Annotated in this window: 13 protein-coding genes; 8 read left to right on the top strand and 5 right to left on the bottom strand. The window is 49.6% G+C overall.

Going from position 1 to position 11508, the window contains the following annotated elements; translation table 11 throughout:
* Position 1: 1 nt before the first annotated feature.
* Together ACTRXF_RS09685 and recU are read right to left on the bottom strand one after the other, a co-directional pair.
* Positions 2–2542 carry a transglycosylase domain-containing protein gene (locus ACTRXF_RS09685; protein ID WP_474278916.1) on the bottom strand — a complete coding sequence of 847 codons (2541 nt, stop codon included), beginning with the start codon at positions 2540–2542 and terminating at the stop codon, positions 2–4.
* 87 nt (positions 2543–2629) lie between these two features.
* Positions 2630–3232 carry a Holliday junction resolvase RecU gene (recU, locus tag ACTRXF_RS09680; RefSeq protein ID WP_474278914.1) on the bottom strand — a complete coding sequence of 201 codons (603 nt, stop codon included), beginning with the start codon at positions 3230–3232 and terminating at the stop codon, positions 2630–2632.
* 146 nt (positions 3233–3378) lie between these two features.
* Between recU and ACTRXF_RS09675 the strand changes: the two genes are divergently transcribed.
* The 3 genes from ACTRXF_RS09675 to ACTRXF_RS09665 are packed head-to-tail and all read left to right on the top strand — an operon-like array spanning position 3379 to position 4917.
* Positions 3379–3645, top strand: a complete 267-nt coding sequence (locus ACTRXF_RS09675; protein ID WP_022792233.1) for a DUF370 domain-containing protein — start codon at positions 3379–3381, stop codon at positions 3643–3645.
* Between the two features lie 54 nt (positions 3646–3699).
* On the top strand, positions 3700–4059 hold the full coding sequence (locus ACTRXF_RS09670; protein ID WP_322525110.1) for a DUF1798 family protein: 360 nt from the start codon (positions 3700–3702) through the stop codon (positions 4057–4059).
* A 15-nt stretch (positions 4060–4074) separates the two neighbouring features.
* On the top strand, positions 4075–4917 hold the full coding sequence (locus ACTRXF_RS09665) for a sulfurtransferase (RefSeq protein ID WP_474262107.1): 843 nt from the start codon (positions 4075–4077) through the stop codon (positions 4915–4917).
* Positions 4918–4971: 54 nt separating this feature from the next.
* Here the strand turns inward: ACTRXF_RS09665 and ACTRXF_RS09660 are convergent, their stop codons facing one another.
* Together ACTRXF_RS09660 and ACTRXF_RS09655 are read right to left on the bottom strand one after the other, a co-directional pair.
* Positions 4972–6648 (bottom strand): ABC1 kinase family protein, encoded by a 1677-nt coding sequence (locus ACTRXF_RS09660; protein WP_474262106.1) that lies wholly within the window; start codon positions 6646–6648, stop codon positions 4972–4974.
* 32 nt (positions 6649–6680) lie between these two features.
* Positions 6681–6989 (bottom strand): phasin family protein, encoded by a 309-nt coding sequence (locus tag ACTRXF_RS09655; protein ID WP_474262105.1) that lies wholly within the window; start codon positions 6987–6989, stop codon positions 6681–6683.
* A gap of 287 nt (positions 6990–7276) precedes the next feature.
* On the opposite strand from ACTRXF_RS09655, the gene ilvA reads away from it, so the two are divergent.
* From ilvA to ACTRXF_RS09630, 5 genes are all read left to right on the top strand, one after another.
* On the top strand, positions 7277–8524 hold the full coding sequence (gene ilvA / locus ACTRXF_RS09650) for a threonine ammonia-lyase IlvA (RefSeq protein ID WP_474262104.1): 1248 nt from the start codon (positions 7277–7279) through the stop codon (positions 8522–8524).
* 38 nt (positions 8525–8562) lie between these two features.
* Positions 8563–9309: a DUF3891 family protein gene (locus ACTRXF_RS09645; protein ID WP_474262102.1), complete on the top strand. Its 747-nt coding sequence runs from the start codon at positions 8563–8565 to the stop codon at positions 9307–9309.
* A gap of 31 nt (positions 9310–9340) precedes the next feature.
* Positions 9341–9865: a type 1 glutamine amidotransferase domain-containing protein gene (locus ACTRXF_RS09640; RefSeq protein ID WP_474262101.1), complete on the top strand. Its 525-nt coding sequence runs from the start codon at positions 9341–9343 to the stop codon at positions 9863–9865.
* An 80-nt stretch (positions 9866–9945) separates the two neighbouring features.
* The gene (locus ACTRXF_RS09635) at positions 9946–10335 is read left to right on the top strand and encodes a thioredoxin family protein (RefSeq protein WP_474262100.1); all 390 of its coding nucleotides are present in this window, start codon (positions 9946–9948) and stop codon (positions 10333–10335) included.
* The gene (locus ACTRXF_RS09630) at positions 10289–10714 is read left to right on the top strand and encodes a TlpA family protein disulfide reductase (protein WP_474262099.1); all 426 of its coding nucleotides are present in this window, start codon (positions 10289–10291) and stop codon (positions 10712–10714) included. Before ACTRXF_RS09635 ends, ACTRXF_RS09630 begins: the two co-directional genes overlap by 47 nt.
* Before the next feature lie 47 nt (positions 10715–10761).
* On the opposite strand, the gene ACTRXF_RS09625 is transcribed toward ACTRXF_RS09630, so the two are convergent.
* Positions 10762–11487 carry a metallophosphoesterase family protein gene (locus tag ACTRXF_RS09625; RefSeq protein WP_474262098.1) on the bottom strand — a complete coding sequence of 242 codons (726 nt, stop codon included), beginning with the start codon at positions 11485–11487 and terminating at the stop codon, positions 10762–10764.
* Positions 11488–11508 lie beyond the last annotated feature (21 nt).

The following is an 11508-nucleotide window of genomic DNA, read 5'->3' as shown; positions in this document are numbered from 1 at the left end:
GTTATTCGTTTGTTTCGGATTCCTGTTCCGGTGCAGAGGTGCTGTCTTCCGTATCAGCAGGCTCTTCTTCATCTGGGGTCTCTGTTTCCGGCTCTGTGTTCCCGGAGCCCTCATCTTCGGTATTTTCACCGCTGTCGCTTCCCCCGCCGTTGTCTGATTCGGATTCTGCAGGCTCGTCTCCGCTGGTATCTGTTTCTTCTTCGCGGCCTTCCCCGGAGGCGCCGGAATCTTCATCTGCCGGAGCTTCTTCGGTTTCATCATTTTCTTCCGTGTTTTGCTCTGTCTCCTCTCCCGGAGCTTCTTCAGTATTTTCTTCATTTTCATCCGTTTCTTCTGCTGGTTCCTCTGCTGGTTCAGACTCATTCTGATTGTCGTTTGTTTCCTCAGAGTCACTGTCGCCAGAAGGTTCTTCGCTGTCTGATGGCCCGCTGTCATCCGATCCGCTGTCAGAGGACGGTTCAGTGACCTGGGCGTCCACTTCGCCTTCTACAAACAGCTCGGTAATCGTGTCAGCGTCGGGAGTGTTAGACGTAGCTCGCTCCCCGGTCTCTTCATTTAACCGTACTGATACTACAGAGTCGGGCTGTTCAAAGTCGGGAGTGTCAATGCCGCTGCTGACCTGCTGCATTACCTCGCGGAAAACATCTTTGGCAGCATCAGTCTGTCCGTCGACAAGATAATTGTTTTCCGACCGGGTTTCAAAGCCGGCCCAGACAGAAGCTGTATAGTTCGTAGTGTAGCCGTTAAACCACACATCAGGGACGCCACCGTCAGGGATATTCAGGGTGCCCATTTCGTCCTCGGTGAAATTAGTGGTTCCGGTTTTACCGGCGAGCGGAAGCCCGTCAATCTGGGCACCCGTGCCAGTACCATCGGAAACGACATCTTTAAGCATATCTGTGATCATGTAGGCAGTATAATCCTCCATTGCCTGCTCCTGCTCCGGTTCAAAGTCAATCGTTCGTCCATCCGGAAACTCAATCCGCCGGATGGAATGGGGATCGTTATAAACTCCTTCGTTTCCGAAAGCTGCGTATGCGCCGGCCATCTGTTCAGAGGAAACCCCCTGCTCCAGGCCGCCGAGAGCTGAACCGTAGTAGACGTCCTCAAGGCCGAGCCCGAGCCCGTTTGCAAACGATTTGGCGTTATCAAGGCCGACTTCCTCAAGCGTCTTTACTGCAGGGACATTCAGGGAATCCGTCAGTGCTTCGCGCATGCTCACGCTGCCCCGGTAGTCCCGGGTATAGTTTCGCACGTCGGTGTCTGTGTCCGGATACTGGTATTCTTCATCTTCGATCTGATGGTACGTGGACCACTGCATGTTTTCAATGGCCGGCCCATAGTCCAGGACGGGCTTAATGGTCGACCCAGGCTGATTAGGGTCGGTAGCGAAATTATAGCTCATTGCAGTATCCGGATTCTGCCTGTTTCCAACAATGGCTTTTACCGCCCCGGTCTGAGTGTCAAGCAGCGTAAACCCAATTTGAAACTCTTCATTGTCTGGAAAGCTGTCAACGGCGTCCTGACCTTGAATGAGCTCTTCAGCCTGCTCCTGGGCTTCGGTGTCAAGCGTTGTGTATACTTTCAGCCCGGCGGTATATATATCTGACGGCTCAATACCGTCAAAGTCTTCGAGCTCATTTTGCACGTAGGACATAAACGAATCATAGGCAACTCCGTTCTCCGGCGGCTGGTAGTTAAGCTGCTCGTCCACCGGAGTGCTTGAAGCCTCTTCGGCTTCTTCGTCCGTAATGTAGCCCTGCTCATTCATCATGGAAATAATCTGATTTCTGCGGTCCTCGGCGTTTTCCGGGTTTTGAACCGGGTCGTAGTACGAAGGCCGGCGGGGGATGGCTGCAAGCAGCGCAGCGTCTGCGATAGTGAGCTCGCCTGGATCCTCTTTTCCAAAATAGGTCTGGCCGGCCTGGGTGATGCCGTAGGCTCCCTGGTTGAAATAGATCAGGTTGACGTACATTTCAAGAATTTCATCCTTACTGTACTGCTGTTCAAGCTTGATGGCTAAATACTGTTCCTGGACTTTACGTGATATGTTTTTATCTGGTGAAAGAAACGCATTTTTCACGACCTGCTGGGTGATCGTGCTTGCTCCCTGGGAGCCGAAGCCGTCAGTCACGTTTGCCCATAATGCGCCGAAAATCCGCTGGACGTCGATGCCAAAATGGCTGTAAAAACGCTCGTCCTCGACAGCGATAAATGCTTCCTTCGCGTAGTCGGGCATTTCTTCAATGTCGGCGAGTTCACGGTTACTGCTGTTTTGCAGCTGGGCAATTTCTTCATCGTTCTGGTCATATACAGTAGCCGCTTCTGATAATACCATCGCCTCCGCATCCAGTTCCGGGGCCTGATTGATCATGTAAGCGACAATGATGACGCCGGCAGTCATGAAGACAAGCATGAGGGAAAGCGCCCAGATGATGAATGTCTGCCAGAGCGGACGTTTGCGGTTTTTCTTCTGTTTCTTTTTAGGATTTTTCTGGTCGGCCGTCCGCTTTTCCTGGCGGGACCGGTAATTGTCGCTCATTGACGTTCGTCCTTTCGTTGTGCATAGCATCTAGTTCTGTGTGCCCAGGCATTAGACGTTCAATTTTTCGTTTTGTTACAAGTGCATTCAATGAAAATAAACGTCTTTCACGATCTTCAAGTAGTCCAGTCTTGGATGAAGACCGAGCGGAATGGGATGGCCGTGCGTCTGGATCTCCTGGTAGGGAATGGATTTCCGCTTCGTCTGGCCGTAATACCAGTGAAGAAAATGGGAAGCGTCATATAAATACGTCTCCCCATGTACGGCAAAACGAAGAAGAACAAATGCGATGCCGTCCTGCTTTTGAACTTTGTGCATATGATCCGCCTGGTGGTCATGAAAATTCTGCAGGGGAAAAGCTGTTTTGTTTCGTGTTTCTTTTGCTTCAAAATCGATGTAGCGTCCGGAAAAAACACCGTTATAGTCCGTGGTGGAGGCCTGCTTGAAATATGCTTCGGTGATGCGCGCGGCGCTTCGTTTCGGGTAATGAACATCGACAATCTGTACGGGCGTCGGTTTTTTATGTATGATGCCGATGTCGTGTGCGATATAATATTCGTTGGACTCATTAATGTCTTCCTCAAGCGTCATCCCGCGGTTGGCAAAGCTTTTTTCCGCAGGAGGGCCCTGGGGGGAGGAAGCATTTTTTTTCGGACGGTATACTTTTCCGTTTGGGTAGCGGTAAGCCATGATAATCTTCCTTTGCTGAAATTTACTGCCTGCTGCTATTTTACCATAATTTCAGCAGGATATTACGTATGCCGCGCTTAGAATGATAGACAAAGCCTCGGTTATTCGTGTTAGGATAGAAAAGAACGAGAAAGGAAGGGGATAGCATGAGCGATACACCGATCAATATCGGCTTTGGAAATATGGTGATGGCAGAACGGGTAATTTCAATTGTGAGCTCTGATTCTGCCCCGACAAAACGTTTGATCCAGGAGGCACGCGAAAGAAAGATGCTCATCGACGTGACGAACGGACGGAAAACCAGAAGCATTATCCTGTCGGACAGCGACCACGTGCTTCTGTCGGCCATTCAGCCGGAAACAGTAGCCCAGCGGGTGAGCAATCAGCAGGATCAGGAAGAAAGCACATCCTAAAATATTCGCTTTCCTGTAAAGGGAAGCGTTCTTTGTATCGAAGGGGGTTTTTCGATGCCCGGGCTTTTTGAAAGCTGTGACCAGATGAAACGGCGCATGGATGAAGCAGAGCAGATTTTTTACGAAGTACAGGAACGGGAGGACCGCCCCGATTTTTATGAGGAGGTAAAACCGTTTGTCGACAAGGTAAAAGGGGAAGCAGATATATGGAAAGAGGAAGCTTCTGCCTGGGTGCAGACGACAAGCTACCCGTACCTGCATGAATCCCAGATGGAAGACACATATGATAATATCATGAATGCCTCTCTCCAGGCTTACCAGCGGACAACGAAAGAAAAACAGTTCAAGGAAACGCTGCAGGCCGTAGAGTTTATTCTAAACAGCATTCAAACACAGTTAACACAGGAATCCTAGAAAGGGGAGAGTAAGTTGGGCTTTCTAATTTCTTCTGAATGGCTGGATGAAAACCGCCGCGATGAACATGTCCGGGTGGTGGACTGCCGGTTTGAACTGAAAGATGCAGCAGCGGGTCATGAAGCATACGTTAAACATCATATTCCGGGTGCTGTCTTTATTGATGTGGAAAAGCATTTGTCCGCCCAGGCAGGGACCCACGGGGGACGTCACCCGCTGCCGGATATGGACTTTTTCGCTCAGGTTCTCTCGGAACGGGGCATAGACATGCAGACGACCGTTGTAGCTTATGATGATCAGGGAGGCATGGGGGCAGCCAGGTTTTGGTGGCTGATGCAGTATGCGGGCCACACGAATACATATGTCCTCGATCGTTCTTATTCCCACTGGATGGAGGAAGGATTTCCGACAACAGAGGAAATCCCGACGCCGCTCATGAAGCAGATGAAAATCGACCGTGAGCCGAATCAGCTGGTTCACCTTGAAGAAGTAAAGCAGCAGCTGCGGAATGAACATGTAGCGCTGGTGGATGCGAGAAGCTATGAGCGCTACGCCGGGGAAAACGAAGAAGTGGACGCCGTTTCCGGCCACATTCCAGGTGCTTATCATTATTTCTGGAAGGATGTGCTTCGCGAAGACGGCACATGGAAGTCGCAGAGTGAGCTGCGTGACCATTTTCAGGGGCTCGAGGGATTTGATGAAATTATTTCTTACTGCGGCTCCGGTATTACGGCCTGTGTCAATGTGCTCGGCATGAGAGAAGCCGGACTCGAGCAGGTGCGTCTTTATAACGGGAGCTGGAGCGACTGGATTTCCTATCCGGACCTTCCGATCGAAAAAGAGCCGAACAAGTTATAAAGGAACACAAAAAAGCTGCCGGCAGAAGCCGGCAGCTTTGCTTTGTATCGGAGGTCAAAATCGGCCTGAGCGGAAAATTGCATACAGCAGCCAGATGAAGAGAAAGAACGACACGATAAAGCTGATCTCGATGACGGGGAGCTGAACGAGAATCGAATTGTTATCTCCAAACGTGGATCCGACGATAAGGCCCACCATCACGATACTGAAAGCGAGCAGTATAACGCTGAAGCTCAGACGGTTGCCGATACGGTCAAGCTTGTTCATTAAAATATTAATGCGGGGCATGCGTATATCGACACCGAGTTCATCATCATTGATTTTTTTCAGTGCGGAGCGAATCTCTTTTGGCAGCTCGCGGATATAGCCAAACTGCTCTTTGCCCTCTCGGAAAACATCCTCGATCCGGTCCCGCGGGTTCAGCCGTTCTTTAACGAGCATCCGGCCGTACGGTTCGGCAATTTCGACGATGCTTAAGTCCGGATCAAGCTCGGTGGCAATGGATTCAATGGTAATAATAGCTTTCGCAAGCATCGTAAATTCTTTATGGATGCTGATGCCATAGCGGTGCGAGGTGGAAAATACATCATTGATAGCTGCACCAATTTCTATTTCCTTAAATGGCGTTTCATAATATTTGGATAAAAGGTATTCCACATCTTCTTCAAAAATTTCCGTTTCCATATCTTCCGGAAAGTCGGCCATTTCATAAATTGCTGCCGCTACGTCCCGGGTATTCCGCCTCGTCATGGCAATAACATAGTTAATGAACTGCCTGCGCATGCTTTTACTTAAACGGCCGACCTGGCCGAAATCGATATAGGCGACAATGTTTCCTTCTTTAAAAAGCAGGTTCCCGGGGTGGGGGTCGCTGTGAAAAAAACCGGTGCGCAGCACCTGGTGCAGAAAGGAATCCACCAGATGATGAGCGAGCTTCTTTTTATCAAATTCGACGGTGGAGTAATTAAGCTCGGAAAGCTTATAGCCATCGATGTATTCGATAGTCAAGACCCTCCGGGAGGACCAGGCTTCGTATACTTCGGGGACCTGTACAGATTCAAAATGCTGAAGGGTCCGGGCCATTTTTTCCACATTGCGGGCTTCGGTAAAGTAGTCAAATTCATCCCGTATTGCAGATACGTATTCTTCGACAATATCCTGAAGCTGATAGAATTGGGCCCATTGAAACCGCTGGGTGAGGAGTCGTGCCAGATCCCGCAGAATATCGATATCCTGTTCGATAATCTCTTTGATGTGCGGCCGGCTGATTTTCACGACCACCTCCCGGCCGTCACGGAGGACTGCTTTATGTACCTGGCCGATGGAAGCTGCGGCTATGGGGGTTTCGTCAAAATAGGAATAAATATTGCCGAGAGGTTCATGCAGATCGTGCTCGATCACCGACTTGGCCGTCTCATATGGAAATGGAGGTACGTGATCCTGCAGTTTTGCAAGTTCATCAACGACGGACGGGGGGAAAATATCCTTCCGGGTGCTTACAAGCTGCCCGAGTTTGATGAACGCAGGACCGAGCTCCTCTACGACAAGCCGAAGACGGACCCCGATAGACTGCGTGTTCCAGTCATTGGGATCCGACATAATCCGCTTAGGAAGAGAAAGAATGTGAAAAAGTCCCACTTCTTGCAAAATATATCCGAAGCCGTGTTTCGCAAGCGTAGTAGCAATCTTTCTGTATCGATTTGCGTGCCGGATACTTTTTGTTATAGCCATGAAGCGTTCCTTCCTTTAATTAGAATTGGCGGTTATTCGTCGTCTGGTCTGTTCATCGCCTTTTCAATGGCATCGAGCTTTTGCTCGAGACGGTCAATATCACGTTTAGTGGCGATACCCATGCTTTCCGCCCGGTTTTCGAAGGAGTTTTTCGCCTGGCTGTTCCAGGAGTCGCTTTGAGCCGATCCCCGTTGAATCATTTCCTCTTTCCATTCGTCTGCTTCCCGGGGGGTTATTTTCCCCTTGGTGACGAGGTCATCGAGATATGTTTGAACTTTTTCCCGTCCGTATGAAGCCGCTCCGAGTCCTAGAAAAAATCCTTTTTTCAGCATGTCGTTCATGAAAAAATCCCCCTTTGTATTTTGTGAAAAAGTGTACTGCTAACATTATACCAAAGAATAGGGCGGGTAAAGAACTGCCGGGATTATCATTTATGTACCCTTCGCACAAAAGAGGAAAACGCACGGCTTTTCAGTATGCATATTCATGTTATAATAGTAAGGGTTTGAACGGGATCAAAAAGCGGCGGAGAGGTTCTCCGCCGCTTTCGAGCATTTACACTAATCATGTTAACCGGGCATTCACGCTTGAAGTGGACGCACGCTAAGTAGAAAGGAACGTTGCTTGTATGGGGAATATACACATTGAAGACATTATCATAGCAAATCAAACACTGAAAGACGTGGTCACGCATACCCCATTGCAGAAAAACCAGGTGCTTTCTGAACGTTACGGGGCCAATATTTATTTAAAGCGGGAGGACCTCCAGGTGGTGCGCTCATTTAAAATCCGCGGGGCGTATTATATGATGAGCAGTATTCCGAAGGAAAAGCTTGAAAACGGCGTCGTATGTGCAAGCGCAGGAAATCACGCTCAGGGCGTGGCCTATTCCTGCCAGGAGCTGAAAGTGAAAGGCCATATTTTTATGCCGAACACGACTCCGCGCCAGAAAATTTCGCAGGTGAAGTTATTTGGGAAGGACTACGTGGAAGTAGTACTTACAGGCGACACGTTTGACGATGCCTATTACGAAGCAAACGCTTACGGCGAAGCGCATGAGATGGAATTTGTGCATCCGTTTAATAACGAAAAAGTGATCGCTGGTCAGGGAACGGTCGGGATGGAAATTATGAACGATATTGAAGAGCCGATCGATTATTTATTTTCCTGCGTCGGCGGAGGCGGCCTCGTATCCGGCGTTGGCACATACGTGAACTCCATTTCTCCTTCAACGAAGATCATTGGCTGCGAGCCGGCCGGAGCTCCCAGCATGAAAGCATCCATTGAAAATCAGGGCGTTGTCTCGCTCGACTACATCGACAAGTTCGTTGACGGAGCTGCTGTGAAGCGGGTCGGGGAACTGACGTATGACGTCTGCAAGGATCTGCTTAACAGCATTACGCTCGTGCCTGAGGGCAAGATATGTACGACGATTCTGGAGCTGTACAATGAAAATGCCGTCGTAGCTGAACCGGCCGGAGCCTTATCAATTGCAGCTCTTGATTTTCACAAAGAAGAAATTAAAGGAAAAACGGTCGTCTGCATCGTGAGCGGAGGGAATAATGATATCGGCCGCATGGAAGAAATGAGGGAAAAATCATTGATTTATGAAGGACTGCAGCATTATTTTATTGTGAACTTTCCGCAGCGTGCCGGCGCTCTCCGGGAATTTTTACATGATGTGCTCGGCCCGGACGATGACATTACCCGCTTTGAATACAACAAGAAAAACAATAAATCCAACGGCCCGGCGCTTGTCGGCATTGAAGTGACCTATCCATCGGACTACGATAAGCTGCTTACGAGAATGAGAGACCGCGGCATCAAATATACTGAAATCAACAAAGAAGAAACGCTGTTTAATTTCCTTATCTAATTAAGACGGTACACATGGGCAGAAAGGGAGCGGATACTATGATCAGCGAGAATCGGAACGGCTGGGTGGAGGTTATGATGCAGCAGGAGCATGCGGCTCTTTCCGGAGACTGCATGAAGTACTGGCACCATACAACGTTTAAAGAACAGGCGTCCTGGTCTTCGGCGCTTCAGGCTACAGCCCGCCATGACGATGCCTGGAAAACGCTTGACGAAGAACCGGTACTTGATGAAAACGGGTGGCCGGTATCCTTTGTCAATTATCCGGTCCCGCCGAAGCTCGGCGCCTACCGGAACACCATCAATGCTCTTGAAGAAGAGGACCCGTACCAGGCGTATTTGATCAGCAGCCACTACGGCTCGTTTTTTAAAGACTCCGAGGTGCCGGAGGAAATTGCCTTTATGCAGGAGGAGATTGCCCGTCAGCAGCGCCTGATTGTCGGCTACCAGTGGAATTTCCTGATGGCAGCTGAACATTTTCATCTGCTTCAGTTTTTTGATGACCTGTCTCTTTATATTTGCATGAATACGCCGGGGGCGTCCAAAGAGGAGGAGGTCCCCTGGTTCCGGGACGGCTTCCGTCAGACCTTTGCCTCCCTTGATCATGAAACGATTCATGCCCGCTGGGAAGACGAAGAGACGATAGCTCTACAGCCATTCCCTTTCACGGAAGCCTTTGCCGTCGAAGTGGAGCGGCGCTGTGTAAAGCAGCCGCTTAAGGCACCGAAGGATCTGTGGAATGTAAAGCCGGACAGCCGGCGGGTTACATTAAAACCTGCTGAATAGCTGCTGAAAGCAAGATAAAGGAGGAATCATAATGTCACTGCAGGGAAAAAGAATTATTGCATTTGTCGAAGACGATTTTGAAGATTTAGAGTTGTGGGTGCCGGTTATGCGTCTGCGCGAAGAAGGCGCTGAAGTGCTGCTTACCGGCAAGGAAAATGGCAAATCGTATACAGGAAAACACGGGGTGCCGGCCATCTCAGAGGCAGCACTTGCCGATATCGACCCGGCAGACTATGACGGAGTCCTGGTTCCTGGAGGATGGGCACCGGATAAACTCCGCCGCTACAGCGAAGTGCTCTCCATCGTCCGGCATATGGACGAGCATAAAAAAATCATCGGTGAAATCTGCCATGCCGGCTGGGTGCTTTCCTCCGCAGGCATCCTGCAGGGAGTTCACGTAACGAGCACTCCTGGTATTAAAGACGATATGACCAACGCCGGGGCAGTATGGTCGGACGAGCCGGTCGTCGTAGACGGCCATATCGTTTCAAGTCAGCGTCCGCCGGATATTCCAGCGTATAATCAGGCGCTTGTCGAAGCTTTTCGTACGCAGTAAAAACAAGAGACCAAAACAGCCGGCTGTGTCTAAAAGGATGCAGCCGTTTGCGGTCCTGATACAAAGCGGGTGAAACAAAATTGGAACGAATAACGAACAAACAGCTTGAGCAGATGCTCGAAGCGGAGGAAGGGCGTCGGGTAGTTTTGTTTACTTCGCCGACGTGTGGTACATGCCAGCTGGCAAAACGTATGCTTGCCCCAATAGAAAAATTGTATGCCGGCGCTTCTTTTCTGGAAATGGATATCAATACTGCCCCTGTACAGGCCCGGCAGCTCGAAATTCAGAGTGTCCCGTGTTTAATTGTATTTGACACCGGGGAGGAAAAAGAGCGGATGTATAAAATGCAGTCGGGATCGTATTTGCTTGAGCAGCTCCACCCGTATTTGAAACAAGATTTAACAGAAAAAAAGGAGGATACCTATGCAGGCCCCTCAGTTTCAACTCAAAGAAATGTCGAGCGGCGTTGAATGGTCGCTTGAACAGCTGAAAGGAAAACCGGTGCTGTTGACGTTCTGGGCGTCCTGGTGCCCTGATTCTTCTGCGGACCTGGTGCAGAAGAACCGGTTTTATGAACAGATGAATGAAGACAGTCCGCTGCAGTTTGTTACGATTAATGTGACCGGCCGCGAACGGCGGGAAGAGGATCCTAAAACGTATGTGGAAAACAACAATTATCGTTTCCCGGTGCTTCAGGACGAAGGTGTGGATACGTACAGACGCTATAAATGCGAAGGCGTACCGAGTACGTTTATTATTGATGAACAGGGCGAGATTGTAGCGCAATACGGAGATAAAGCATCGTTTATTGATATTATGCAGAGCCTGCAGAAGGTTAACAGCATATAAAAAGGCCCGCCGAGGACGGCGGGTTTTTTGTATATATTGGACAAACGTTATTTTGGCGGACGTCCAGACGAAATAATGCGTTTTACCTGGTCACTGTTCGGATAATCGTTAGCGTCAAATTGTGCTAAAACTTCATCCGTATCATAAGGGACCCGGCGGATTTCCGGAATTATTTCCCCGTCTTCGATGGTCAGAAGAACATATGACGGTGTCGGGTCTCCGTCGAACGGAAGCCCGATACTTCCTGTATTGATTACCCATTTAGCCCCAATCTTTCGAATAGAGGGAGTGTGCACGTGCCCGTACACGTAAATATCTGCTTCCTGCTTCTGGAAAAATGATTCCTCGAAAACGGAAGCCTCACTATCGACCGGAACTGGGGGGAACAGGCTCCCGGGTACCGCGTGAAAGGCGAACAAACGGAAGCCGTCGTATTCATCGAGAAATGATTCCGGAAGCTCTTCTAAGTATTTAACGTCATTCGCAGAGAGCCGCTCGAGCGCCCAGTCCCGTTCCTGGTTCATGATCGAGCGTTTGGCCTCGGGGACTTCTCCTTCCCGGACGCCGCGGACAATCCATTCGTCTGCATTTCCCTTCAATACTTTTGCAGGAAGGGATTGAACGGTTTCAATCGAATTTTTTGGTTCCGGGCCGCGGAAAGCAAGGTCTCCGAGCATATACATATGGTCTACCGATAAGGCGTGCAGGTCGTTTAAAACAGCTTTTAATGCACGGGCGTTACCGTGTACATCTGAAAGAAGTGCAATTTGCAACGTAATAACCTCCTCATAACT

Source organism: Marinococcus sp. LNHM3E3-2.2, from assembly GCF_056034385.1.
Note: the sequence above shows the minus strand (reverse complement) of the source record. Positions and strands in the feature narration are given on the sequence as shown.

Bases quoted from the DNA above. Each gene is read 5' to 3' on its own strand.
- ACTRXF_RS09670 (WP_322525110.1), top strand. From the start codon at position 3,700: ATGCCCGGGCTTTTTGAAAGCTGTGACCAGATGAAACGGCGCATGGAT.
- ACTRXF_RS09685 (WP_474278916.1), bottom strand. From the start codon at position 2,542: ATGAGCGACAATTACCGGTCCCGCCAGGAAAAGCGGACGGCCGACCAG.
- ACTRXF_RS09655 (WP_474262105.1), bottom strand. From the start codon at position 6,989: ATGAACGACATGCTGAAAAAAGGATTTTTTCTAGGACTCGGAGCGGCT.
- ilvA (WP_474262104.1), top strand. From the start codon at position 7,277: ATGGGGAATATACACATTGAAGACATTATCATAGCAAATCAAACACTG.
- recU (WP_474278914.1), bottom strand. From the start codon at position 3,232: ATGGCTTACCGCTACCCAAACGGAAAAGTATACCGTCCGAAAAAAAAT.
- ACTRXF_RS09630 (WP_474262099.1), top strand. From the start codon at position 10,289: ATGCAGGCCCCTCAGTTTCAACTCAAAGAAATGTCGAGCGGCGTTGAA.
- ACTRXF_RS09675 (WP_022792233.1), top strand. From the start codon at position 3,379: ATGAGCGATACACCGATCAATATCGGCTTTGGAAATATGGTGATGGCA.
- ACTRXF_RS09640 (WP_474262101.1), top strand. From the start codon at position 9,341: ATGTCACTGCAGGGAAAAAGAATTATTGCATTTGTCGAAGACGATTTT.
- ACTRXF_RS09645 (WP_474262102.1), top strand. From the start codon at position 8,563: ATGATCAGCGAGAATCGGAACGGCTGGGTGGAGGTTATGATGCAGCAG.
- ACTRXF_RS09660 (WP_474262106.1), bottom strand. From the start codon at position 6,648: ATGGCTATAACAAAAAGTATCCGGCACGCAAATCGATACAGAAAGATT.